The sequence below is a fragment of the Veillonella sp. AS16 genome (genome assembly GCF_000517785.1).
In the GTDB taxonomy this organism is placed as follows: Bacteria; Bacillota; Negativicutes; order Veillonellales; family Veillonellaceae; genus Veillonella; species Veillonella denticariosi.
The window spans coordinates 486,522-511,691 of record NZ_AZYX01000007.1 but is presented as its reverse complement, the minus strand read 5'-3'; the positions used below and the strand labels follow the sequence as shown (position 1 = coordinate 511,691).

The window sequence follows — 25,170 nt, the reverse complement described above, 5'->3', positions numbered from 1 at the left end:
AGTTGAATAGAATGTAAGGAGTTTTTTATGGATGATAATCATAAACATCCATCCAACTCTGGGGAGATGTATTCTGCTGCACCCGCTCGTGATGAACGGGCTGTATTTAGAAAACGAGTGTTAAAAATCGGTGGTGTACTTATTCTCGTGTTGGTGGCATTGTTTACGCTACCTATTCCTTTCGGATCATTAAAAATTATTGGCTCCGATAAGGTGACCGTACAAGATGTGATGGTGGCCGGGGATATTCGTGAACCCGTCAATATTTTACAGATCAGTACGGAAAAATTGAAATCCCGTTTATCCAAGGACCTCCGAGTGGAGGAGGCACAAGTGAGTTATGAGTTGCCTTTAACCATGGTTGTTCGCATTGTAGAAAGGAAGGCTGTGGCCGTCATACCGGCTCAGTTCGGATACTTGACATTAGATGCGAAAGGTCAGGTCATCGCTTCGGAAAGTGCTATCGAAGATACTTCGGTACCCATGATTTCAGGGGTGAAAGCGGGAAATATATTACTCGGTGATACCGTGGTGGATCAGCCGATCTTATCGGCCATTGAATATCTTAACGCACTTGATGAGAGCACATTTAAAAATATTGCGGAAATCAATATAGGTGATCCTGAATCCATCATGGCCTATACGGTATCCGGTATACAGATTCGCATAGGTGATGGCAAGGATTTGGCAAAAAAAGCGGAACTCACACAGTCGATGTTACAGGACATTAAAAAGACGAACGGCAATGTTCAATACATTGATGTAAATATTTCATCGCCGTATATCAAAACCGATGTTATGCCTGAAGGAAAACCATATCATAACAGGGCAACGACCAAGGATGCTTCATCTACTAAGAAAGATGATATAAAGAAAGACGATACAAAAACAGATGATGCAAAGAAAGATAATCAAGGTCATGTTGAAAATAAAAGGTAGATGATTTCCGTGAGACACGAACGTTGGGCAATTGCCATAGTCAGCTTTATATTGGGCTTTATGGTGGTGAGCCAATATAAAATGACTCAAGATAATATTGAAGAAAATATTCGATTGCAACGTGCCGGTGATTTGGCGGTACAGTTGAAAGAAGCACAACAAGAGCGGGACGCTCTGTTAAAACATATCGAAACTTTAAAGAAATCCGGTGCCGGCGGCGATGCTAAAGCGGATGAGCAGCTGATGATGAAAGCGGCGCTGACGAATGTGAAAGGTCCCGGAGTGAGCGTGTTGATCGAGGATAGTTCAAAGCCTATTCAAGGGGGAGAAAATCCAAATCTGTATGTTATTCATGATGAAGATATTTTGCGTATCGTCAATGAGTTGCGTGCGGGAGGAGCGGAAGCCATCGCCATTAATGATCAACGACTTATCGGGACATCTGAAATTCGCTGCTCCGGACCTACTATTACCGTAAACGGCAAAGTATTCGGTGCCCCTTTTGTGGTTAAGGCCATCGGAGATCCTAAAACATTAAATTCCGCATTGACTATGCGCGGAGGCGTGGTTGACTCTTTGAAACATTGGGGGATTAAGGTCACTATTAAACAAGAGGATTCCGTGGCTGTACCTGCTTTTACAGGCACATTTAGGGAAGAACACATGATGCCCAATGAGTTAGGAGGTAAAGAATGAATATTTACATCTTTGCTATTCTCGGCTTATTACTAGGTTCGCTTCTGGGATGGGTAGCTCCGTTACACATTCCGTCGAGCTATGCGAACTATACATCGGTAGCGGTTCTTGCGGCGCTCGATGCCGTATTTGGAGGCAGTCGTGCCGCATTAGAAAGAACATTTGATTTGAGAAATTTTATATCGGGGTTCTTTTCCAATGTAGTCATAGCCGTTATCTTGGTGTATATTGGCGATCTCATAGGAATCAATCTGTACTATGTGGCGCTCATCGGATTTGGGCTACGCGTTTTCATTAATATTGGCGCTATTCGTAAGAATATTATGACAAAACGTTTTTAACTTAATCCGTCTCTATGTAGTAGTGGAAAGTTTTTAAATTATAGTGTAAAATAAATGTAATTGTTATAATTTAATCAGTATATTCATCAATAAACTTGGAATTTATATTGATACAATAAATAACGATAAGAGGAGGAAGTTCAATGTCTGATTTTGCAAATATTAAAGTTATCGGTGTAGGTGGCGGCGGTAATAATGCTGTTAATCGCATGGTAGATAGCGATCTTAAAGGTGTACAGTTCTTGTCCGCTAACACAGAAAGCCAAGTGCTTGAATTATCTAAGGCGGATGTGACAATTCAAATTGGTGAAAAAGTAACTAAAGGTCTAGGTGCCGGTGCAAATCCTCAAATCGGTGAGGAAGCTGCACAGGAAAGCCGTGAAGATATCATTAAAGCGCTTGAAGGTGCTGATATGGTATTCGTAACTGCCGGCATGGGCGGCGGTACAGGTACAGGTGCTGCACCGATCGTTGCTGAATGTGCTAAAGAAATCGGTGCATTGACAGTAGGCGTCGTTACTAAACCGTTCGCTTTTGAAGGTAAACGCCGTCGTGCACAAGCGGAAAAAGGCATTGAATTCTTGACTCAAAAAGTAGATACTATTATCGTTATTCCTAATGATAAATTGTTGCAAGTTGTAGATAAAAAATGCTCCTTAAGCGATGCATTCCGTACAGCTGATGATGTACTTCGCCAAGGTATCAAGGGCATTTCCGACTTGATTCAGGTTCCGGGATTGATTAATCTTGACTTTGCCGATGTAAAAACTATTATGACCGAACAAGGGGAAGCATTGATGGGTATCGGTGTTGGTGAAGGTGAAAACCGTGCTGCCGATGCTGCGAAAATGGCAATTAACAGCCCGTTATTGGAAACATCTATCGATGGTGCAAAGGGCATCTTGCTCAATATCTCCGGTAGTGCTAATTTGAGCTTGTTTGAAATCAATGAAGCTGCCGAAATTATTTCTGAAGCAGCGGATCCTGATGCAAATATTATCTTCGGTTCCGTTATCGATGAAAGCTTGGGCGATACAGTTCAAATTACTGTTGTGGCAACCGGGTTTAATTCAAATACTAAGAATGTACCTGAATTCGGTAAAACAACGACCACATCCCGTCCAGCATCCAGTACAAATAGTAACAGCGGAATTCCGGATATTCCTGTATTCATGAAACGCTAATTTTACGGGTGTATATTATATAACATCTGTTATAACTAACGGTAACTTAGTAAGACACACGAGAAGTGTGTGTATAGGAGGTACGTATGAAAAAATTAGTATTATTAACTCTAGCGGCAACTGTCGTAACAGGTAGTGCATTTGCATCAGCTGTTCCTGTAACTAAAATTAGTGATGGATCTACTAAGGTTCAAGCTGATTATGCGTTCAAACAACATGTGTCTAAAGGTGGCGGCAATAGCAATGACGGCTTTGGCATATCCTTACAACATGATTTGAGCGATAAAACTGCATTGCAATATTCTTATGATAAACTTAATGCTAAAAATGGTGACATTAAAGATCATCAATTGGCTTTAGTTTATAAAGTACATCCAAACATTAATCTATATGGTGCGGGTACTGCTATTCGTACTCATGACACTGAGTTTGGTGTTCAAGCAGGTGTTATCGGTCATGTACCTTTGACTAATAAGGTTAACGGTTTTGCAAAAGCCGGTTGGGGTAATGACATTAAGCAAACTTATCAAGTTGGTGCACAATATGAAGTTCGTCCTGATGTTGACTTGAATGTATACTATGGCTATGATAAATATAGCGTAGACAGTAATGACAAAACTGCAAAAGGCTTGCATGCCGGTGTAGGCTACTCCTTCTAAACAATATAAGACCACTCGAAAGAGTGGTCTTTTTTGTATACTCTTATTCTACTCTTATTCTACTCTTATTCTACTCTTATTCTAATATGTTTATGTATACAATATATTAGTTCAATACACGTTGTATAAATACAAAACATTAGGTATGATAAGAATATATCAATACTTTTTAGATAGGATGGTGTAGGCGATGACAAGTGTTGCAGCAAAACATGCAAAAGGTAAAAAACTTAAAGATGTAATCTTTGTAACCGCTGGACAAGCACAGGCAGACGTTAAGGAAAATGGTCGTGAGAATGTCATTAATGGTACATTGGGGGCCATTTATGATGAAGAGGGAAAACTTGTATTTCTAAAAACTGTAAAAGAAGAATATTTAAGTTTGCCTGACTCGGAATATATAGGATATGCACCTATTGCAGGTATTCCGGAATTTCTGGCAGCTGCCGAAAAAGAATGCTTTGGTGATTTCAGACCGGATGGTTACATTCGCAGTATTGCTACTACCGGTGGTACCGGCGGCATTCATCATTTAGTTCATAATTATACTGAACCCGGTGATGAAGTGTTGACTGCCGATTGGTACTGGGGTGCATATCGTGCGATTTGCAGTGACAACGGTCGCACTCTTGTAACATATTCACTATTTGACGAGCATAATAACTTTAATCATGAAGCATTTCAAAATCGTGTTAAAGAATTAGCCGCAAAACAAACTAACGTGCTTATTATATTCAATACACCGGGGAATAATCCGACAGGATACTCTATAGAAGATAAGGACTGGGATTCCATCATTAACTTTTTGAAGGAACTTGTCGTTATCGGTCGAAATAATATTATTATGGGCATCGATGTGGCATATCTTGATTATTCGGGTGAGAAGGAGGCGGTACGTGCCTTCTTCAGTAAATTCAGTCATTTGCCTAAAGAAATTCTTACTTGTGTTTGTTACAGCTTATCTAAAGGTTTTACCATGTATGGGCAACGTGTAGGCGCTATGATCGGTCTTTCTGTAGACGAAGAAATTACAGATGAATTCTTCGAAATCAATAAATCTACAAGTCGTGCTACATGGTCTAATATCTGTCGTCCTGCGATGCGTACAATGGCTAATATTGTGGCTGACCCTGCAAAATTCAAAGCTTATGAGGATGAACGGAACTGTTACTATCAGTTGATTCGTGATAGAGCGGATATATTCAAACAGGAGGCTGCACAAATAGGCCTTCCAATGTTACCGTATCGTGGCGGTTTCTTTATTACTATACCTACTGATTCCGGAACAGCCATCTGTGAAGAACTAAAAAAAGAACATGTTTATGTCATTGCCTTAGCAAATGGTATTCGCATAGCAGCTTGCGGAATTCCTAAATTTCAGATGACAGGCTTGGCGGAAAAAATTTATAATGCTATGAAACGCCTTGGTAAATTATAATCATAAGTTTTGCTTATCTTAAAAGCTCCTCAACATATTTGTTGGGGAGTTTTTTACAGATGTCTATCATTAAAACTAATTATGCAAACAGCGAAATGTATTGTATAGTGAATATAGTAAATATAGTATACGTGACCATAGAATATTGTTATAGTTTGTTGAGGTAGTTTTATGCATCATTATATGCGAACAATGTGTATAACGTTAGTTGTATGCATTGCTATTTTTTTAGCTTCTTTGGTGATAGGACGTTTTTTCGTTCCTATAGATCAAGTTGCCAATATTTTGTCCTCTAAGTTTTTGGTGTTGCCTATTACCTGGGATGCATCCATGTATAATGTGGTGATGGAAATTCGTCTGCCGCGCGTAATAGGTGCTATTGCTGTCGGTATCTCGCTAGCTGTATCCGGTGCTGCTTATCAAGGCGTGTTTCGCAATGAATTGGTTTCACCGGATTTACTCGGTGTATCACATGGTTCCAGCGTAGGGGCATGTGTAGGCATTTTGATGCATCTATCTTTATATGGCATCGCTATATTAGCTTTTATGGGCGGTATTATATCTGTTTGTTTAACGTTATTATTACCTAGATTAATTCAAAACCAATCGCGGATAGTACTCGTACTTTGTGGTATCATTGTATCCGGATTTATGGCTGCTATCATCGGTTTATTAAAATATATTGCCGATCCTGATACAGAGTTGCAGGATATAGTATATTGGCAATTAGGCAGTCTTGCTAAGGTTACATGGGACAATCTATTCTATGTGCTACCGATCATCGTAGTGGCGACAATTGCTATTGTAGCATTACGATGGCGTCTTAATATTTTATCTCTATCTGATCAGGAAGCGCAAAGTCTTGGTGTAAATGTAAGTCGCGAACGGCTCATTATTATCGGTGTTTCTACGTTACTTACGGCCGCAGCAGTATGTTTAAGCGGCACAATCGGATGGGTAGGTCTTGTGATTCCACATTTATCGCGTATGCTTGTAGGTAATGATCATAAAAAACTTATTCCCGCTACAATCTTGGTAAGTGCTTCGTTTTTGATGATTGCCGACTTATTGGCACGATCTTTAACAATGGCTGAAATTCCGTTAGGTATTTTATGCGGTTTTATCGGGACACCATTTTTTGCATGGGTATTATATAGACAACGGAGGTACTTCTAATGGATACATTCGAATTAGTAGTAGACTCTATATCATTCTCATATGATAAGAATAAATCTGATATTTTTACGGATTTATCATTTTCTGTGAAATCCGGTGATGCTCTAGCATTGTTAGGTCGAAATGGAGTTGGTAAGTCTACTCTATTGAGTTGTTTAATGTGTTTTAATCGTGTTAGACACGGGCATATATATTGTAACGGTGTGGATTTATTGACGGCATCGATTCATGAACGTGCCAAATTGATTGCTTTTGTGCCTCAAATTATCGGGGCCGATATTGCCTATACGGTGAGAAATTATGTATCGTTCGGTGCTACTTTACGTACCGGTATGTTTTCATCGCCGGGACGGGAGGAATTTGAAAGAACTGATGCTATCTTAGAGATGCTCGGAATTACTGATTTACGGTATAAGCTTTGTCGAGATTTGAGCGGAGGTCAACGTCAATTAGTGGCCATTGGTCGTGCGTTATTGCAGGATACGCGCTTACTACTTATGGATGAACCTACATCTGCCTTAGATATTAGAAATCAGGTTATTGTTTTAGAGACAATAGAACAACTGCGGACACAAGGGTATGCTATTGTTTTTACAACACATCTGCCTGAACAGGCACTCTTATTGAATAGTCGTGTTGGTTTATGTCGTGGTGGAACTATAGATTTTTATGATTCTGTCAGTGAAGTGACTCTAGAGGAGCTTGAATCCGTGTATAAGACGAAGTTAAGTCTTTTTTACAGCGATTCTGTAAATCGTACGGTTTGTGTAATCCCTCAATTAAGTCAGAAAGGAATGTAATAATGAAGCGTACAGTATTATTTTTATTTGTTATAATGACGGCTGTCTTTATGTTAGCCGGTTGTGGCACGGAGCATGCATCACAAGGAGATCAATCTGATACTCGTGTGGTAAAAGATATTGATGGTACAGAAGTAATAATTCCAAAGGATATTACTAAAGTTGCAGATTTATGGCATGCAAATAATCAAGTCGTTTTAATGCTCGGTGGTGCTGATACATTAGTATCTACCACAAAGAATGTACAAGGTTTGCCTTGGTTTGCAAAAGTTTATCCACGGATTATGGAAATCCCCGCCCCTGTAAAGGGCACTGATGTTCAGATGGAGGAAATTCAAAAGGTTAAACCTCAAGTTGTATTGGCTAGTAATAAAAATCAGATTGAAATGGCTCGTAATGCAGGCATTCCGGCGGTTCGTGTCAATTTTGCAGACTATGAAGGGCTACGTAAGACAGTGACAATTACAGCTGATGTATTAGGCGGTAAGGCACCGGAAATCGCTAAACAATACATTCAATATTTAGATGATAAGATTAAGTTTTCTGAGGATAGAACTAAAAGTATCAACGATGCAGATCGTCCGTCTGTTTTGCATATCGTAGGTGGAGATAATCTTTTAAAGGTTGATGGTGATAAAACGATTATCAATGAATGGATTAGATATGCGGGTGGTAAAAATGCTATTACAGCTAGCGGTCCTCAAATTGTTGTCACTATGGAAGAAATCGTTAAGGCCGATCCGGATATTATCATTATCGGCGGTACACAATCTCGAAAGGGAATTGAACAAATTATGAATGACCCTCAATGGGCAAGTCTTAAAGCAGTTCAGAATGGTCGGGTATACAGTAATCCTGTAGGCACGTTTAATTGGGATCGTTATAGTGCAGAATCGGCGCTCCAAATTCTTTGGGCGGGTAAATTGATTCATCCGGAATTATTCGGTGATGTTGATTTGGTGAAAGAAACTCGAGATTTTTATAAAACTTTCTTACACTATGATTTGTCTGATACAGAGGCTCAACGTATCATTGCTGGGGAGGGTCCACAATAGATAATATTAATGTTGTTAAGAAATATACAGTTAGATACATAACTTAAAAAAGCGTACACATTTATGATTAGACTAATCTGGACCTCAAATATTAGATATAATTTGGGGATGCAGTTCAGTCATTGATGTGTACGCTCTTTATGTATTAGTGAATATCCTTATTTTCTTTAATTGCACTATCAGCGCGTTTCGCAAAGTCATCTAAGGCTTGTTTTGGTACTGTTCTCTCACCGGTCTCAGAGTCTACAAATTGAACGCGGTCTAAAGTGCTTGTGACCTGTCCTCGGATAAATGCGAGGTATGTATCATAGAGTACCTTTTTTTCGGCTAATTCTTCAGGTGTTAATTTCTGACCGGATTTTTTCTTTGCCGCTAATTCATTTATGCGTTTAATCGTATCATTAATATTGCTCATGGTAGAGACCTCCAATAATATTTATAGTATCGAGTGTATCATTGTTATTTGTATATAATCGTATAGATTATGATGAAACTATACAATGTATGCATTATTTTTATTATTCTATCTTATATTAGAATCGCATGATTCATTATAACATAGATGTAAATGAATACGTATGGTAAGATATACAGTGAACGCATTCACACTTTCACAAGTGAGAAAGGAGAGTTTTATGCGCGTTACAAAAGCAATTAAGGCGGAGCAATTAAAATTACTTGAAGAACATTATTTTGATGCAAAACCTGCTCTTACATATACAAATGAATTTGAATTACTGGTGGCTGTGGTATTATCCGCACAGTGTACGGATGAACGTGTCAATATCGTGACGAAACGGTTGTTCCCTGAGTTAAATCATCCTGCAAAGATGTTGGAAATCGGAGTGACCAAGTTGGAGGCATTGATTAAGGATTGCGGCCTTTATAAATCCAAGGCTAAAAACTTGATTGCCACATGTCATATACTGGTGGAACAATATCATGGAGAGGTACCGCGTGAATTTGATCAACTGGTACAGTTGCCGGGGGTCGGACGTAAGACCGCTAATGTGGTAGTTTCCGTCTTGTTCGGTACGCCGGCTATCGCTGTGGATACGCACGTGTTCCGCGTAAGTAATCGTTTGAAATTAGGTGTTGCCAAGACGCCGGAAGAGATGGAATTGAAATTACAGAAGGCCATTCCGAAGGAGAAATGGGCGGCGGCGCATCATTGGCTGATTTATCATGGACGCCGTGTCTGCAAAGCTCGTAAGCCGTTATGTGAAACATGTTTCTTACAACATCTTTGCCCGTCAGCAGGAAAGGTTTAAAATGAAAGCAAATAATGAACAAATGATAACCCTCTGTGCCAAGTACGGTCTTAAGGGGATTGATATCGTCAATGAATTGATGCGTTTTAAGGTGCTGGACCAACTGATTTCAGGAAACGCCAGCTCGCGTGAGTGGGGTGTCACGGCGGAGGATTTATATGCATTGGCAGAAAAGTCCACAGTTGAATCTTTCGGACCGATTCCCTATGATGTGGAAAGGTTCCAGGCCCTTTATGGTCCGTCCTTTACGGTGGAGTTATTTGATTTTATCAGTGATACGGGCATTCTTGAAGGACTGGATGTAGGGACAATATGGGAAACGCCGGTTCGTGAAAGTATAGAGGCGCACAGCAGAACGGGTGAACTTGTATTGTATGCATATGTAGAGGAATATGCCGGTATGGTGGAGGAAATTCTCCAATCTTATGAAGACAAAAAGGTCGTTCTCTATACTGCATCCCCTGTATGCTACAGTATTTTATCTCGCCTGTATCCTATGGCTCAAATCATCGACCGTTGGCCTCATCGCAGTTACTTTGATCACATCTTTACAGGAACCGTCGGAATGTTTCAGTCCTCCGAGGATATTGTGGAAGAGGTGGCCAATGGCTTACATAATCTAGTGCCTGACGGGACTGCTCAATTATTTTTACCTGCTACGATGGCTCAGAATCAGCTGGGATTAAATAATATGGCGCTACAATTCTTCTTGAATCAGAAGCGCGTGGAATCGATTCGTGAGTGGACTCCGTTAGGGGCTTATGAAATCGTCTACGGAAAAGCGGAGGTCAAGAAGATGCGCGTAGGTCTGCGTGAACGCGTAGGTGATGAGTGGAAGGCGATTAATTATATTCCATTACCACATGGTGTGTTTGCTCAACTACCTGTATTTACAGTGCTAAACTACGGGCTGTCCTTGCGATCTATTTTGTTGCCCGGCGGTCAGACCGATGTGGCATTAGGGCAGGACGGTATTTATTGTCTTGATAGCCGCGTGTCGGAACTGGGACGTGCTGCACTCCGTGAAAGTGGTGCATATTATTTGACATTCAAGCGTCATAGTGATTATGTAGAGGTAGGTATGACTACGGATGTACCCGAGAATGGTGTTTACTGGATGTTCCCGGATGAAGAGTTGGCCTACATGTGGTATACGTACTTTTCCAGTACGATTGGACAAACTTTAGTACAGGAAACCTCCATGCTCGTACAAACGGAAGAATCTTTCGGTTATATGCTCAGCAGCATACGTCGACGTGTACTTGATGTAAACGACGAATCTGCATTGGTCGGCTCCGTAAAAAGTGCAGATGAAGCGTATGTATCCGCTGTTGAGAGCGCAAATGCCGAGTGGCAGCATACAATGGATGACTTGGGCAGTCGTGTGATGCCGCCAACAATATCCATTGACATAGAGGATTACAGTGATTATAAAAAATAATTGTCAATCCTATGTAATTAGTTTAAAATATACCGTATCTTAAAAATATAAATCTATCCCGTATGACAGGGATAATACATATTACACAGAGGTGTAAGAAAGGAGGACTTATGGCAGTTATTAATTTTGAAATTTTCAAAGTTATCGGTACATTGTCCGAAGATAAAGATGGTTGGAAAAAACAATTAACTTGTACAAGTTGGGGAAAATATAATCCTAAATTTGATCTTCGTGCTTGGGACAGCGAATATACGAGCATGAAAAAAGGGATTACTCTTTCTCTTGAGGAAATCATCGCATTGCGTGATATTCTCAATGAAAGTGACTTGGAATCTATCCTTGCGGAATCTATCGAAGAGAAGCAAGCATCTAAGGAATAGTGCACCGCAGTCAACTTGCATTTGACTATATGTCGTGCTATAATCTATAAGAATAATATTGATTGCTGGAAAGAGGTGTATAGAATGAAACAAGGTATTCATCCAGACTATAAAGAAGCTACAGTAACTTGCGGTTGTGGCAACACATTTAAAACTGGCTCTGTAAAAGAAGACCTTCGTGTAGACGTTTGCTCCAAATGCCATCCGTTCTTCACGGGTCAACAACGCGCAGCACAAGCTCGTGGTCGTATTGAACAATTTAACAAACGTTACGGCAAATAATTTGTTTTGTAATGTAGCATGTATTGGCAGGGCTGTTGGCTCTGCCTATATTTGTTTATGAGAGGAGATCTTGTGAACAGAAAACGTATTAAAAAGTTTGTCGGGGGACAAGCTGTTATTGAAGGTGTCATGATGCGCGGACCCGGCTATACGGCAACGGCTGTACGTGAGCCGTCCGGTTCTATTGTGGTGCAAAAAGAAGCAACTACATCCATCAGTGACAAATATCCGATCTTGAAAAAACCATTTCTTCGCGGTTGTATAGCCCTTTATGAATCGTTAGTTATCGGTATGAAAGCATTATCTTTTTCCGCAAAGGCTGCCGGTGATGAAGATGAAGAAATGTCAAATAGTGAAATTGCTATCACCATGGTAATCTCTACGATTTTCGCGATTGCCATATTTTTAGCATTGCCTACGTTTATCGTGAAATTCATTCCCGGTGTACAGGAGAATCATATCATTCTGAATCTCATTGAAGGAATTATCCGATTAGCGTTATTCTTATTGTATATATGGGGCATCGGATTGACGAAAGATATCCAACGGGTCTTTCAGTATCATGGGGCAGAGCATAAGACGATTCATACCTATGAATTGGATTTGCCTTTGACGGTAGAGAATGTTCGAAACCAAACGCGATTACATCCCCGCTGTGGTACGAATTTTCTGCTCATCGTCATGGTCGTGAGTATATTCGTATTCGCTTTTTTGGGGTGGCCTAATCTGGTGGAACGTATTGTCAGTCGAGTATTACTCATGCCTGTTGTCGCAGGTATTGCATACGAGCTCATTCGATTGGCAGGGCGTAGTGATAATTCCGTTGTGAAAGCTCTGGTCAAACCCGGACTCGCATTACAGTATATGACGACCCGTGAACCGGAGGACGATCAGATTGAAGTGGCAATACGCGCTTTGGAAGAGGTACGTCCTCCTGAGTCTGAAGCATATGAAGAGGAATAAATATGTTAGTTGATAAATTACAAGTTATTGAAGATAAGTTTATGGACCTGGAGCAGCGCATCAGTGACCCTGAAGTGATTGCCCGTCAAGATGAATGGCGTAAATTGACACGTCAACATTCCCAATTATCTGAAACAGTTGAAACATTCCGTACTTACAAAAAAGTATTAGCTGGCATTGATGAAGCTATGGAAGTTATCGAAGATAAATCTATGGATGAAGAGTTCCGCGAAATGGCACAAGAGGAATTGAAAGAGTTGAAACCTCAAAAAGAGGAACTGGAAGCTAAATTGCAGATTCTGTTGTTGCCTAAAGATCCTAATGATGATAAAAACATCATTATAGAAATTCGCGGCGGTGCCGGCGGTGATGAGGCGGCATTATTTGCGGGTGATTTGTTCCGTATGTATACGAAATATGCGGAAAGTCAAGGCTGGCGCTGTGAGATTATCGATGCAAACGAACCGGAATTGGGCGGTTTCAAAGAGGTCATTTTTTCCGTTGATGGAGATAGCGTCTATTCCAAGATGAAATTCGAATCCGGTGTACATCGCGTACAGCGTGTACCGACTACGGAAACACAAGGTCGTGTACATACATCTACAGTAACGGTAGCCGTATTGCCTGAAATGGAAGATGTAGATATTGAAGTTAACGAAAAAGACCTTAAAATCGATACATATCGTGCCAGTGGTGCCGGCGGTCAGCACATTAATAAAACGGAGTCTGCCGTTCGCATTACGCACTTGCCGACAGGTATCGTCGTAGCTTGTCAGGACCAGCGGTCTCAGTTACAGAACAGAGAAAAGGCCATGCGTGTATTGCGTGCAAAATTACAGGATAAGGCGGAACAAGAGGCAACGGCCAGTATGGCCGCAGATCGCAAGAGTCAAGTCGGTACAGGTGATCGCAGTGAACGTATCCGCACCTATAACTATCCGCAAGGCCGTGTAACGGATCATCGTATTAATTTGACATTGTATAAACTGGATGCGATTTTAAACGGTGATCTCGATGAGCTTATTCAGGCGTTAAATGCGGCTGATCAGGCGGCAAAGATGCAGGAGGCTAATACAAATGCATAAGGAGATTTGGACAATCGGTCGTATTCTCCAGTGGACAGAGCAGTACTTTCAAAGCAAGGAGATGGATTCACCTCGACTTGATGGGGAAGTACTGCTTTCTCACGTTTTAGGCAAAGACCGAATTTATCTGTATACCCATTATGATCAACCTCTAATTCAGGAGGAGCTAGATGCATTTCGACCGCTTGTTCAGCAGCGTGCAAAGGGATACAGCGTGGCTTCTATTACAGGTGAAAAGGACTTTATGGGCCTTACATTTGCCGTGAATGATAAGGTGCTCATTCCTCGTCCCGATACGGAAACGTTGGTGGAATATATATTGAACATATATCCTAAAGATTCAAATTTGCGTATTCTCGACGTATGTACAGGCCCGGGAACAATCTTGTTGAGTCTGCTACACTATTTGCCCTCTTCATCAGGTGTAGGTGTCGATATCTCCGCTGATGCATTATCATTAGCGAAGCAAAATGCAGAATCTTTCGGGCAGGGAAATCGCATTAGATTTATGGAGTCCGATATGTTTAGTGCTTTAGCTGGCGAGCAGGAACAATTTGATCTCATCGTATCAAATCCTCCGTATATTAGAACGGGGGATGCAAAGATGTTAACACAAGATGTGCTTAATGAACCTCATATAGCGCTCTTTGGCGGTGTAGACGGACTTGACTTCTATCGTATTCTCGCCGAGGGGTGTTCAGATTATCTTAAGGCCAAGGGTCGCATTGTTTTTGAAGTGGGCTATGATCAGGCCGATGCGGTGAAAAATTTGTTACAGGACACAAATCATTATTCAAATATTCAGTTTTTAGCCGATCTGGGCGGGCATAATCGTGTGGTGACGGCTATATGTGAGGGTTAATATGGATACAAGAATCATCTCTAATCCATCAGGGTCAGATTTAGATCTGCTGGCTGAAACATTGCGAAGCGGAGAATTGGTGGCGATACCGACAGAAACAGTGTATGGCTTAGGTGCGAACGGCCTGGATGTCGAGGCTATGGATAAAATCTATGCCGCCAAGGGGCGGCCTTCTGATAATCCTTTAATCTTGCATGTGCCTGATGGTGAAAGTATACGTCCGTTAGTGCAAAATATTTCTGCAACGGCACAAGCTTTGATTGATGCGTTTTGGCCCGGTCCATTGACAATTACGTTGCCGAAATCCGATCTTGTACCGGATCGTGCTACGGGAGGCTTATCACGTGTGGCTTTACGTTGCCCGGATCATTCTATATGTCGTGATTTGCTAAAGCGTGCCGGAGTACCCGTTGCGGCACCCAGTGCAAATATTTCAGGACGTCCCAGCCCTACGACGGCGCAGGATGTATATCATGATATGAACGGTCGTATCCCTTATATATTAGATGCGGGGTCCTGTACAATCGGTGTAGAATCGACAGTTGTTGAAGTACATGATGACAAAGTCATCATTTTACGTCCCGGCGGTATTACCCAATCGATGTTGGAGGATGTAGTGCCTACTGTCATATATGATACGGCTTTAATCAATGAATCGACAAAACCAAAGGCGCCGGGTATGAAGTATACGCATTACGCTCCCGATGCTTCGATGTATGTGGTCGTAGGAAAACCATCAGATGTGGTCGAGGCTTTTAAAGAACTTTCAAAAGGTTACAAGGGACCTATCGGCTGTTTAGTGAGCTATGAAACACATGCTCTTATTGGAATGGATGAGCGGTTTCAATGCCACTGCTTTGGTCCGTATGGGGATGCATTGGCCTTGGGACATGATTTTTACAAAAGCCTATTACATTTTAATGCAAATCATGTTACTCTAATCTTGGCGGAAGGCGTAGAACCGCACGGTTTTGGCGTAGCAGTCATGAACCGCATGGAGAAGGCATCGAGCCATCATGTCATTTATAAATGATGATATTTTACTGTTAATTTTATAAAAATGTCCACTGTTAATAGAAAAATGTATTTACATATTGGATGAATTTGCTATAATGTATAAATAGCCACATAAGTGGTTGAGTAAGGATGTTATTATGAATATTTTATTTGTATGCACCGGTAATACATGCCGCAGTCCTATGGCAGAAGGCATTGCGAGGGCTTTAGCAGCTGAACAGGGTAAAGATGTTACGACTTTGTCGGCCGGTTTATTTGCCGCTTATGGTGCAAAACCGACAGATGAAGCGGTCGTTGCCATTCGCTCCATTGCGGATATTTCCGGCCATGAATCGCGTCCGTTGACGATGGAACTCGTGAATGCGGCGGATCTTATTATCGGCATGACACAGGATCATAAATCCGTTTTGCTTCGTCAATTTCCTTTTGAGGAAAAAAAGATTAAAACCATTTCCGAGTGGGGCGGTCAGGACGGTGACGTATCAGATCCTTATGGAGCTGATCAAACCACGTATAATCAATGTGCGGAACAAATTTATCACTTGGTGAAGGAAGGCCTTAAAACGGTGCCTCAGAAAGCATAGGAGATGAAAATATGAAAGTTGCTGTCGGCTGTGATCACGGTGGATTACATTTAAAAGAAGAGATTAAAGAATTATTATCTGATTTAGGTCATGACGTGAAAGATTTCGGTACATATACATCGGAATCTTGTGATTATCCCGATATTGCCGTACCGGTAGCTAACGCCGTCGTATCCGGTGAAATGGACCGGGGCATTCTGATCTGCGGTACCGGCATCGGTATTGGCATCGCGGCTAATAAGATAAAGGGTGTACGTGCAGCTCTTTGTCATGATTCATTTTCCGCAAAATATAGTCGTGCCCATAATGATGCGAATATTCTGACTATGGGGGAACGCGTTATCGGTCCCGGCCTTGCAAAGGATATCGTTACTATTTGGATGGCAACGGATTTTGAAGGTGGCCGTCATGAACGCCGTGTGGAAAAGATTAAAGCCTTAGAGAAGTAATACATCGTTACCTTATACGCATATATTTACATGAGGAGGATACTTATGAGTTTCTTAGAAAAACAAGACCCTAATATTCAAGCTGTTATCAATCAGGAGTTGGCACGTCAACGTGACAAATTGGAAATGATTGCCTCTGAAAACTTCGTTTCTCAAGCGGTAATGGAAGCTCAAGGTAGTGTATTGACAAATAAGTATGCGGAAGGCTATCCCGGTAAACGTTACTATGGCGGTTGTGAAAATGTCGATGTTATCGAAACCTTGGCAATCGAACGGGCAAAACGTCTTTTCGGTGCGGAGCATGCTAATGTACAGCCTCATTCCGGTTCTCAAGCTAATTTCGGTGTGTATTTTGCACTATTACAACCGGGAGATACTATTGTGGGTATGAATTTGTCCCATGGGGGGCATTTAACTCACGGTTCTCCGGTTAATGTGTCCGGTACATACTTCAATGTAGTTCCTTATGGTGTAGATGCAGAAACGCAACAAATCGATTATGATGAGTTCCGCAAGATTGTCCTGGAAGCAAAACCTAAATTGATTATTGCCGGTGGTAGTGCTTACAGCCGTCAAATCGATTTCAAAAAAATGGCTGATGTGGCACATGAAGTAGATGCGATTTTCATGGTGGATATGGCTCATTTCGCAGGTCTTGTTGCAGCCGGTTTACATCCGAATCCTGTAGAGTATGCTGATATTGTAACGACAACAACTCATAAAACATTACGCGGCCCTCGTGGCGGGATGATTCTTTGTAAAGAAAAATACGCAAAAGCAATTGATAAAGCAATTTTCCCCGGTATTCAAGGTGGTCCTTTAATGCATGTAATCGCTGCAAAAGCCGTTGCTCTTGGTGAAGCTTTACAACCTGAGTTCAAGGTATATGCACAACAGGTCATCGATAATGCGAAGGCGTTGGCAGCGGCATTACAAGAAAAAGGATTAACTATTGTATCCGGCGGTACAGATACACATGTGATGCTTGTTGATGTCCGTAATACAGGTCTTACCGGTAAAGAAGCGGAACATTTGCTTGATGAAGTAGGGATTACATGTAATAAAAATACTATTCCATTTGATCCGGCCAGTCCATTTGTAACAAGCGGTATTCGTTTAGGTACACCGGCGCTTACAACTCGCGGCCTGCAAGTGAAAGACATGGAAGAAATCGCTGATATTATTGCAACAGTACTTAAAAATCCTGAAGATAAAGCTGTTCACAAAGAGGCAAGTAAACGTGTTGCTGCACTTTGTGAGGAATATCCGTTATACTAATCTTTCGTTATATAAATTTGTATAAATTGCAATTAAGATATAATTCATATGAATATTTTTAAAGGGGATGTGCTTAGGCATATCCTCTTTTATTATGTATATAATCCTGGTATCGGTCCGGTTTATAAAATAATATGTATATCATATTAAACGCATTACGATGTGTCTCTTTTACATGATACATATTTATATGGCATGATTTATCAATCTATGGTAGAGTAGGTATGATAGTTTAATGCTACCTTTAGAGAACTGAGTATATTGTTTTTATAGGAGGACCGTCATGAAAGTTAATGTTATGACACATCCGTTGATTCAACACAAAGTTACATTGATGCGTGATGAACAAACAGGTTCTAAGGATTTTAGAGAATTACTTGATGAAATCACTTTACTAATGGGGTATGAAATTACCCGTACTTTACCGCTTGAAGATGTGGAGGTGCAAACACCGTTAACTAAAATGATCGGTAAACGTATTGCAGGTAAAAAACTGGGTATCATTCCTATCTTACGTGCCGGACTTGGTATGGTAAGCGGTATGTTAAGCTTGATTCCTACGGCTAAAGTAGGGCATATAGGCTTATATCGCGATCCTGAAACATTAAAACCTGTAGAGTATTATTGTAAATTGCCGACCGATATAGGTGAACGTGATTTTATCGTTACAGATCCTATGTTGGCAACAGGTGGTAGCGCCGCTGCAGCGATTACCTTGTTGAAAGAAAAAGGGGCAAAGAATATTAAACTCATGTGCCTGGTAGCCGCACCTGAAGGTGTTGAAGTTGTAAATAGGGAACATCCTGATGTACCTATTTATGTAGCCGCACTCGATGAAAAACTTAATGATCATGGATATATCTTGCCGGGTTTAGGCGATGCCGGCGATCGCATCTTCGGTACAAAATAGGGGGAATTTTGTAGGGGGATATTAAGATGATCATTATAAAATGTATATTGGGGTTTATTATTTCTTGTATTGTTGTTGATGGGTACATGGATTTTGTTTATCATCCAATATGGACAAAATCTATGTCAATGATTCCTGTGATTGCTGGTTTATTTTTAATACCAGCAATTATTGCGAATAAAAAAGGACGTTCCTTTTTTTTATGGTTGATATATAGTAATTTACTATGGATAGTTGCGTTAATTCATGCTATTTCACTTAATGATAGTGTTATGGTTAAAGATAATAATCTCAAGAAATGTCCATATTGCGGTGAGTTTATTCGTAAGGAAGCTATTAAGTGCCGCTATTGTCAGTCGGATTTATCTGAATTTAAAGCAAACATTATTGAAGATATTAATAAGGTAAATGGGGATTATCTATCAACTAAACCCTATGGAATTAAAGTCTTTTGAAGAGTATCCTAATCATTTAAAAAAATAATTATTCAAGTAAAAAACGCTCTTCGGAGCGTTTTTCGTTTTTTATTTTTTACTTGAATAAAATCTACATAGGGTATACAATACAAATGTAAAAGTGTTTTTTTATTTTGAGTGGGACAAATTTTGTTCACATGGGACGAAATAATTCAAACGGTTGCCAAAGGGTAAAGGAGGAGCCCGATGAACGAGTTTCTAATGGTGTGTGAACGTATTGTTCCTGAAATTGTAAGTGTCTTAAAGGAACGATACAAAATATTAAATCATCTTGTTTATGAAGAACCTATCGGACGAAGAACATTGGCGGTGGTCACTGATTTGCCGGAGCGTACCGTACGAAGTCATATTGAACTGATGCGCACCAATGGTTTGGTGGATATTTATAAACCTGGGATTTATCTCACTGACGAGGGGCAAGCAATTGTTCCAAAGTTACGAAATTTTTTGAATGAATTGGATCGTATCGGTGAATTGGAACATCGATTGACTGAGGCGCTTCATATTAATCGAGTCATCATTACACCCACAGATGGGACATTAATGGTGAAAAAGTTGGGTTATACAGCTTCAAAATTATTACAGAAGCTGTTAAAGCCAAATGCTGTTGTCGCTATCAGCGGTGGTAGTACCATGGCGGCATTAGCGGAGGAGATGCCTCTTTTACCGTTGGAGCCTATGGTAGTGCCGGCTCGAGGCGGTGTCGGCGAGGTTGTAGAATACCAAGCAAATGTAATCGCTTCGGTACTTGCTGAACGTCTTCGCGGAACCTATAAGATGCTTCATTTACCAGATGGACTTTCACAGGATTCATTACATATGCTCATGACCTGTGAACCGCAAATTAAGGAGATTGGGGATCTCATCAATAGGACTGATGTGTTGCTGTTTGGTATCGGTACGGCCATGCGCATGGCGGATCAGCGTCATATTGGGGATGATATTCGTCAAATATTAGTAGAAAATCATGCGGTAGGTGAGGCCTTAGGTCAATACTGTGATATTGAAGGCAATTTAATTTATTCAACAAATAATATCGGTTTGTCTTTGCCGGATGTTGCAGAGGTGCCTAATGTCATCGCTGTAGCGGGAGGCGAAGATAAAGCCGGCGCTATTATCGGAGTTATGAGGGCTTGTAAAAAAGGCATTCTGATTATCGATGAACAGGCCGCTGAAGGTATGCGTCAATTATTACAGATTCCTGCTTTATAGGAAATTGTAATATATATAATTTAAGGTATTTAGACTATAAATTTTTATATTTTTGTTTAGGAGGATCTAACGATGGCAGTAAAAGTTGGTATTAACGGTTTTGGTCGTATCGGTAAATGTGTAGTACGTGCAGCGATTAACAATCCTGATGTGGAAGTAGTGGCTATTAATGCAACCGGGGACAATGAAGGTACCGCATTATTATTAAAATACGATTCCGTACATGGCACAATTCCTAATGAAGTAACATTTGATGATGATAACATCTATGTTGATGGTAAGAAAATTCGTGTATTCCACGACCGTGATGCTTCCAAATTGCCTTGGTCTGAAGAGGGCGTAGAAATCGTTATGGAATGTACCGGTAAATACCGTGATGCTGAGGAAGCAAAGGTTCATTTGAATCAACCGACTGTTAAAAAAGTGTTGATTTCCGCACCTGGTAAAAACGAAGACTTAACGATGGTTATGGGCGTTAACCAGGATATGTATGATCCTGCAAAACATCACATTATCTCTAATGCATCTTGCACAACAAACTGCTTGGCTCCATTTGCTAAAGTATTGTGCGATGAATTCGGTATTAAACGCGGAATGATGACAACAATTCATTCCTATACTAACGATCAGAAAATTCTTGATGCGCGCCATAAAGACCCTCGTCGTGCCCGTGCGGCGGCCATGTCTATCATCCCTACTACAACCGGTGCGGCAAAGGCTGTGGCTAAGGTATTGCCTCAATTGAAAGGCAAACTTGACGGTTTCGCATTGCGTGTACCGACTCCGGATGTATCCGCCACTGATCTCGTGTGCGAACTTGAAAAACCGGCTACTAAAGAAGAAATCAACGAAGCATTCCGTAAGGCTGCTGCCGGAGAATTAAAGGGGATCCTTGGCGTATCCGATGTGCCATTGGTATCCTGTGATTTCGGCTCTGATCCACGCAGTTCCATCGTTGATGCTGATTTGACGATGGTTATGGACGGTAATTTGGTGAAAATTGTTTCCTGGTATGATAATGAATGGGGCTACTCTGAACGTCTTATCGATATGGCTGCATTCGTGGCAAGTAAAGGCTTATAATCGGGAGGCTTTTATGAAACAGACAATTGAGGATTTACAAGTAGCGAATAAAACAGTATTTGTACGTGTTGATTTTAATGTGCCTATGAAAGACGGTGTCATCACTGATGATACGCGTATTCGTAGTGCTTTACCGACGATAAACTATCTGATTGAAAAGGGCGCAAAGGTTATCCTCGCATCACATTTCGGTCGCCCAAAGGGGGAACGCAAACCGGAAATGTCCTTGGCCCCATGTGCTAAGCATTTATCTGGTCTCATCAATAAGCCAGTAGCATTCGTGGATGATTGTATCGGGCCAAAGGTGGAAGAAGCTGTAAAAGCGTTACAACCCGGTGATGTGTTGATGCTTGAAAATTTGCGGTACCACAACGAAGAAACTAAAAACGATCCTGCGTTCGCAAAACAGTTGGCGTCTTTGGCCGATGTGGCCATCAATGATGCTTTCGGTGTATCTCATCGCAATGCGGCATCTGTAGTCGGTATTGCTGATTATATTCCTATGGGTGCAGGTTTCTTATTGAAAAAAGAAATCGATGCATTAAGCGCAGCTGTTGTACATCCTAAAACACCTATGGCGGCTATTATAGGCGGTGCTAAGGTAACTGATAAGATTTCTGTTATCTCGAATTTATTGCCTAAGGTGGATGTAATGATCATCGGTGGCGGCATGGCTAATGCTTTCATTAAAGCTCAAGGCTGTAATATCGGCAACTCCTTATTTGAAGAAGGGCAGGAAGCGATTGCGACAGATCTTGTGATGGAAGCACGTGTGGCAGGTGCTAGACTGTTAACACCTGTAGATGCGGTGGTGGCCGATGCTTTCAGCAATGATGCTAATACTAAAATCGTCGATGTGGATCAGATTGAGGATGGCTGGATGATTTTAGATATTGGACCTAAAACACGTGAACTTTACACAGAGGCATTGGCCCCGATGAAAACGATTATTTGGAACGGCCCTATGGGCGTATTTGAAATGGAAAACTTTGCAGCCGGTACTAATGCGGTAGCGAAAGCTGTAGCTGAATCTGACGCGATGACTATCGTCGGCGGGGGTGATTCTGTGGCTGCTATTGAAAAGAGTGGTTTAGCAGATAAGATTAGTCATATTTCCACCGGTGGCGGTGCATCGCTTGAATTCCTGGAAGGCAAGATTCTACCGGGTATTGCTGCATTGACTGAGGCATAATATGAGAAAACCTATTATTGCGGGAAATTGGAAGATGAATGGTACAATCGCATCAGGATCTATATTAATTGAAGCGTTCAATAACGTCTTAGAAGGTATGGATCTGTCCTGTGATGTGGTGGTATGCCCTCCCTTCACAGCCCTTGAACGTGCGGTTATATTGACGCGAAACACGGCGATTGAAGTAGGGGCGCAAACGATGGACTACCATGATGCGGGTGCTTTTACCGGTGAGATTTCTCCGCTTATGCTCACAGAGGTGGGGGTATCTTATGTGATTATCGGTCATTCTGAACGCCGTGAATATTATGGTGAAACGGATGAAACTGTGAATGCGAAAATTAAGAGTGCCTTTCGTCATAATTTGATACCTATTGTCTGTGTCGGTGAAAGCTTAGAGCAACGCGAAGCGGGACACACATTGGAGTGGATAACGTCTCAATTAAAGGGTGCTTTACAGGATATTCCTAAAGAACAGGTGAGCCAGTTGATTATTGCGTATGAGCCTATATGGGCCATCGGGACCGGTAAAACGGCGACGGCAGCTCAAGCGGAAACTGTATGTAAATCCATTCGGGATTACATCCGATCCGTATATGGTCATGATGTGTCGGATAGAGTGCGCATTCAATATGGCGGCAGTGTAAAATCGGATAATAGCAAACAAATTTTAGGGCAGCCTAATATCGATGGAGCCCTTGTAGGCGGTGCATCCCTCGTGGTGGATGACTTTGTAGAAATCATTAAGGCGGCTAATATGGCGGACGTCTGATAAGAGGTATTAAAATGGCTAAATTAGAGGCCCCGGTTATGCTGGTTATTTTGGATGGCTTTGGCATGGGGGATCAATTAGATAAGACCAATGCTGTCGTACAGGCGAAGCCGTTCTGTTTTAATCAATTATGGGATATGTATCCTCATACAACATTAGAGGCTTCAGGGCTTGCTGTAGGCTTGCCGGATGGACAGATGGGAAACTCTGAGGTAGGTCATTTAAACCTCGGATCCGGTCGTATCGTATATCAAGATTTGACACGTATCACAAAAGATGTGGAATCCGGTGACTTTTACAAGCGTCCTGTTATGAAGGAATTGTATAAAGTGGCTAAAAAGCAAAGTCTTCACATTATCGGTCTTGTTTCTGACGGTAATGTCCATTGTTCGCTAGAGCATATTAAAGCGGTCATTAAAGGTGCTCATGATAATGGCATTGAGCGGGTATATGTACATGCTCTGCTTGATGGTCGTGATGTGGCACCACAATGTGCGAAGATTTACCTGAAAGAGTTAGAATCCTATATGGCGGATGTTCATTGCGGTAAGATTGCCACAGTCAGCGGGCGTTATTATGGAATGGATCGTGATAATCGCTGGGACCGTGAAGAATTGGCTTATAATGCTATTGTGAATGGTCAAGGTGAAACGGCAGCATCCGCCTGTGAAGCGGTACAACAGTCTTATGATAAAGATGTGACGGACGAATTTGTTATCCCTACCGTTATTGATCATGAGGGAACCATCAAGAATGGAGATGCGGTAATTTTCTGTAATTTCCGTCCCGACCGGGGACGTGAACTCACCAAAGCATTGGTATTACCGGAATTTGACGGCTTTCAGCGTGAACCGTTGTCCATTTATATGGCAACAATGACAAAGTATGAAGACGGCTTGCCGGTACATATCGTATATGAAAAGGATACGTTGCCGGAAACACTGGGGGAAGTGTTGAGTACGGGCGGCTATCGTCAGTTACGCATTGCGGAGACGGAAAAGTATGCTCATGTGACATACTTCTTTAATGGCGGTAAAGAGGAACCTTTTGATGGTGAAGATCGAATCTTGGTGAAGTCGCCGCAGGTAGCAACCTATGATCTGCAACCGGAAATGAGCGCTTATGAGGTGACGGATCGTGTCGTAGAGGCTATTGAATCGTCTCGATATGATATGATCATTCTTAATTTTGCGAATCCTGATATGGTCGGACATACGGGCAGTTTTCAGGCGGCGGTTAAAGCCGTTCAGGCTGTAGATTCATGTTTGGTACGAATTGTAGCGGCCATTCGCAGTAAACATGGACATTTACTGGTTACAGCGGATCATGGGAATGCGGAGGTTATGGTGAATCATGAAACCGGTAAGGTTCATACGGCACACACAACGAATCTGGTACCGCTCATTTTGGTCAGTGATGAACATAAATCAGACCATTTAGAAGCGGGTAAGCTCTGTGATATCGCGCCGACATTGCTGGATTTAGCCGGAATTAATAAACCTGCATCGATGACGGGGCATAGCTTATTGCGTAAATCTTAATAAGGCAGATATTGTTTTATATGAACGCAGGTGAATTGAATTTCTGGGTTATAGAAATGATACATCTGTATTTTGATAATAGTA

28 protein-coding genes are annotated in these 25,170 nt (G+C 41.4%); 27 read left to right on the top strand and 1 reads right to left on the bottom strand.

The genetic code is table 11. From position 1 onward, the window contains the following. Nucleotides 1–27: 27 nt before the first annotated feature. The 9 genes from HMPREF1521_RS02555 to HMPREF1521_RS02515 all read left to right on the top strand — a co-directional run bounded on the left by HMPREF1521_RS02555 (nucleotide 28) and on the right by HMPREF1521_RS02515 (nucleotide 8,288). Complete coding sequence (locus HMPREF1521_RS02555; protein ID WP_038115433.1) at nucleotides 28–939, top strand: cell division protein FtsQ/DivIB; 912 nt, start codon at nucleotides 28–30, stop codon at nucleotides 937–939. Beyond that, on the top strand, nucleotides 940–1,635 hold the full coding sequence (locus HMPREF1521_RS02550) for a DUF881 domain-containing protein (RefSeq protein ID WP_038115430.1): 696 nt from the start codon (nucleotides 940–942) through the stop codon (nucleotides 1,633–1,635). It abuts the gene before it with no gap. Continuing rightward, complete coding sequence (locus tag HMPREF1521_RS02545) at nucleotides 1,632–1,976, top strand: small basic family protein (protein WP_038115426.1); 345 nt, start codon at nucleotides 1,632–1,634, stop codon at nucleotides 1,974–1,976. The genes HMPREF1521_RS02550 and HMPREF1521_RS02545 overlap by 4 nt, the downstream gene beginning before the upstream one ends. A gap of 143 nt (nucleotides 1,977–2,119) precedes the next feature. Then, nucleotides 2,120–3,160 (top strand): cell division protein FtsZ, encoded by a 1,041-nt coding sequence (gene ftsZ / locus HMPREF1521_RS02540; protein WP_038115423.1) that lies wholly within the window; start codon nucleotides 2,120–2,122, stop codon nucleotides 3,158–3,160. Between the two features lie 86 nt (nucleotides 3,161–3,246). Continuing rightward, on the top strand, nucleotides 3,247–3,819 hold the full coding sequence (locus HMPREF1521_RS02535; protein ID WP_038115420.1) for an outer membrane beta-barrel protein: 573 nt from the start codon (nucleotides 3,247–3,249) through the stop codon (nucleotides 3,817–3,819). Nucleotides 3,820–4,009: 190 nt separating this feature from the next. Continuing rightward, nucleotides 4,010–5,257: a pyridoxal phosphate-dependent aminotransferase gene (locus HMPREF1521_RS02530; protein ID WP_038115417.1), complete on the top strand. Its 1,248-nt coding sequence runs from the start codon at nucleotides 4,010–4,012 to the stop codon at nucleotides 5,255–5,257. Nucleotides 5,258–5,428: 171 nt separating this feature from the next. Then, nucleotides 5,429–6,433 (top strand): iron ABC transporter permease, encoded by a 1,005-nt coding sequence (locus tag HMPREF1521_RS02525; RefSeq protein WP_038115415.1) that lies wholly within the window; start codon nucleotides 5,429–5,431, stop codon nucleotides 6,431–6,433. Beyond that, nucleotides 6,433–7,233, top strand: a complete 801-nt coding sequence (locus tag HMPREF1521_RS02520) for an ABC transporter ATP-binding protein (RefSeq protein ID WP_038115412.1) — start codon at nucleotides 6,433–6,435, stop codon at nucleotides 7,231–7,233. The genes HMPREF1521_RS02525 and HMPREF1521_RS02520 overlap by 1 nt, the downstream gene beginning before the upstream one ends. A 50-nt stretch (nucleotides 7,234–7,283) precedes the next feature. Continuing rightward, nucleotides 7,284–8,288, top strand: coding sequence for an ABC transporter substrate-binding protein (locus HMPREF1521_RS02515; protein WP_051435742.1), 1,005 nt, complete (start codon nucleotides 7,284–7,286; stop codon nucleotides 8,286–8,288). Nucleotides 8,289–8,433: 145 nt separating this feature from the next. Here the strand turns inward: HMPREF1521_RS02515 and HMPREF1521_RS02510 are convergent, their stop codons facing one another. Beyond that, nucleotides 8,434–8,703 (bottom strand): DUF896 domain-containing protein, encoded by a 270-nt coding sequence (locus HMPREF1521_RS02510; RefSeq protein WP_038115405.1) that lies wholly within the window; start codon nucleotides 8,701–8,703, stop codon nucleotides 8,434–8,436. Nucleotides 8,704–8,923: 220 nt separating this feature from the next. Between HMPREF1521_RS02510 and nth the strand changes: the two genes are divergently transcribed. From nth to gpmI, 18 genes are all read left to right on the top strand, one after another. Next, a complete protein-coding gene (gene nth / locus HMPREF1521_RS02505) occupies nucleotides 8,924–9,559 on the top strand; it encodes an endonuclease III (RefSeq protein WP_038115402.1) in 636 nt (211 codons plus the stop codon). 1 nt (nucleotide 9,560) lies between these two features. Beyond that, entirely contained in the window at nucleotides 9,561–11,000 is a 1,440-nt protein-coding gene (locus tag HMPREF1521_RS02500; RefSeq protein ID WP_038115400.1) for a hypothetical protein, read from the top strand. A 110-nt stretch (nucleotides 11,001–11,110) separates the two neighbouring features. Then, entirely contained in the window at nucleotides 11,111–11,380 is a 270-nt protein-coding gene (locus HMPREF1521_RS02495; protein ID WP_038115399.1) for a YdbC family protein, read from the top strand. Between the two features lie 84 nt (nucleotides 11,381–11,464). After that, nucleotides 11,465–11,662: a 50S ribosomal protein L31 gene (gene rpmE, locus HMPREF1521_RS02490; RefSeq protein ID WP_004696185.1), complete on the top strand. Its 198-nt coding sequence runs from the start codon at nucleotides 11,465–11,467 to the stop codon at nucleotides 11,660–11,662. A 57-nt stretch (nucleotides 11,663–11,719) separates the two neighbouring features. Beyond that, nucleotides 11,720–12,625: a DUF1385 domain-containing protein gene (locus HMPREF1521_RS02485; protein ID WP_038115396.1), complete on the top strand. Its 906-nt coding sequence runs from the start codon at nucleotides 11,720–11,722 to the stop codon at nucleotides 12,623–12,625. A gap of 2 nt (nucleotides 12,626–12,627) precedes the next feature. Further along, on the top strand, nucleotides 12,628–13,710 hold the full coding sequence (gene prfA / locus HMPREF1521_RS02480) for a peptide chain release factor 1 (RefSeq protein WP_038115394.1): 1,083 nt from the start codon (nucleotides 12,628–12,630) through the stop codon (nucleotides 13,708–13,710). Continuing rightward, nucleotides 13,703–14,572 carry a peptide chain release factor N(5)-glutamine methyltransferase gene (prmC, locus tag HMPREF1521_RS02475; RefSeq protein WP_038115392.1) on the top strand — a complete coding sequence of 290 codons (870 nt, stop codon included), beginning with the start codon at nucleotides 13,703–13,705 and terminating at the stop codon, nucleotides 14,570–14,572. The genes prfA and prmC overlap by 8 nt, the downstream gene beginning before the upstream one ends. Before the next feature lies 1 nt (nucleotide 14,573). Next, nucleotides 14,574–15,605 (top strand): L-threonylcarbamoyladenylate synthase, encoded by a 1,032-nt coding sequence (locus HMPREF1521_RS02470; RefSeq protein ID WP_038115391.1) that lies wholly within the window; start codon nucleotides 14,574–14,576, stop codon nucleotides 15,603–15,605. 121 nt (nucleotides 15,606–15,726) lie between these two features. Then, nucleotides 15,727–16,173 carry a low molecular weight protein arginine phosphatase gene (locus HMPREF1521_RS02465; RefSeq protein WP_038115388.1) on the top strand — a complete coding sequence of 149 codons (447 nt, stop codon included), beginning with the start codon at nucleotides 15,727–15,729 and terminating at the stop codon, nucleotides 16,171–16,173. A gap of 11 nt (nucleotides 16,174–16,184) precedes the next feature. After that, nucleotides 16,185–16,622 (top strand): ribose 5-phosphate isomerase B, encoded by a 438-nt coding sequence (gene rpiB / locus HMPREF1521_RS02460; RefSeq protein ID WP_038115386.1) that lies wholly within the window; start codon nucleotides 16,185–16,187, stop codon nucleotides 16,620–16,622. Nucleotides 16,623–16,667: 45 nt separating this feature from the next. Next, entirely contained in the window at nucleotides 16,668–17,900 is a 1,233-nt protein-coding gene (gene glyA / locus HMPREF1521_RS02455) for a serine hydroxymethyltransferase (RefSeq protein WP_038115385.1), read from the top strand. A gap of 283 nt (nucleotides 17,901–18,183) precedes the next feature. Further along, nucleotides 18,184–18,810: a uracil phosphoribosyltransferase gene (upp, locus tag HMPREF1521_RS02450; protein ID WP_038115384.1), complete on the top strand. Its 627-nt coding sequence runs from the start codon at nucleotides 18,184–18,186 to the stop codon at nucleotides 18,808–18,810. Nucleotides 18,811–18,836: 26 nt separating this feature from the next. Continuing rightward, nucleotides 18,837–19,265 (top strand): zinc ribbon domain-containing protein, encoded by a 429-nt coding sequence (locus HMPREF1521_RS02445; protein ID WP_051435733.1) that lies wholly within the window; start codon nucleotides 18,837–18,839, stop codon nucleotides 19,263–19,265. 207 nt (nucleotides 19,266–19,472) lie between these two features. Continuing rightward, nucleotides 19,473–20,498 carry a sugar-binding transcriptional regulator gene (locus HMPREF1521_RS02440; RefSeq protein WP_038115383.1) on the top strand — a complete coding sequence of 342 codons (1,026 nt, stop codon included), beginning with the start codon at nucleotides 19,473–19,475 and terminating at the stop codon, nucleotides 20,496–20,498. Between the two features lie 72 nt (nucleotides 20,499–20,570). Then, nucleotides 20,571–21,581 carry a type I glyceraldehyde-3-phosphate dehydrogenase gene (gene gap, locus HMPREF1521_RS02435; RefSeq protein WP_038115382.1) on the top strand — a complete coding sequence of 337 codons (1,011 nt, stop codon included), beginning with the start codon at nucleotides 20,571–20,573 and terminating at the stop codon, nucleotides 21,579–21,581. Between the two features lie 13 nt (nucleotides 21,582–21,594). Further along, nucleotides 21,595–22,773: a phosphoglycerate kinase gene (gene pgk / locus HMPREF1521_RS02430; RefSeq protein WP_038115380.1), complete on the top strand. Its 1,179-nt coding sequence runs from the start codon at nucleotides 21,595–21,597 to the stop codon at nucleotides 22,771–22,773. Nucleotide 22,774: 1 nt separating this feature from the next. Beyond that, nucleotides 22,775–23,545: a triose-phosphate isomerase gene (gene tpiA / locus HMPREF1521_RS02425; protein ID WP_038115378.1), complete on the top strand. Its 771-nt coding sequence runs from the start codon at nucleotides 22,775–22,777 to the stop codon at nucleotides 23,543–23,545. Between the two features lie 14 nt (nucleotides 23,546–23,559). After that, complete coding sequence (gene gpmI, locus HMPREF1521_RS02420) at nucleotides 23,560–25,086, top strand: 2,3-bisphosphoglycerate-independent phosphoglycerate mutase (RefSeq protein ID WP_038115376.1); 1,527 nt, start codon at nucleotides 23,560–23,562, stop codon at nucleotides 25,084–25,086. Nucleotides 25,087–25,170 lie beyond the last annotated feature (84 nt).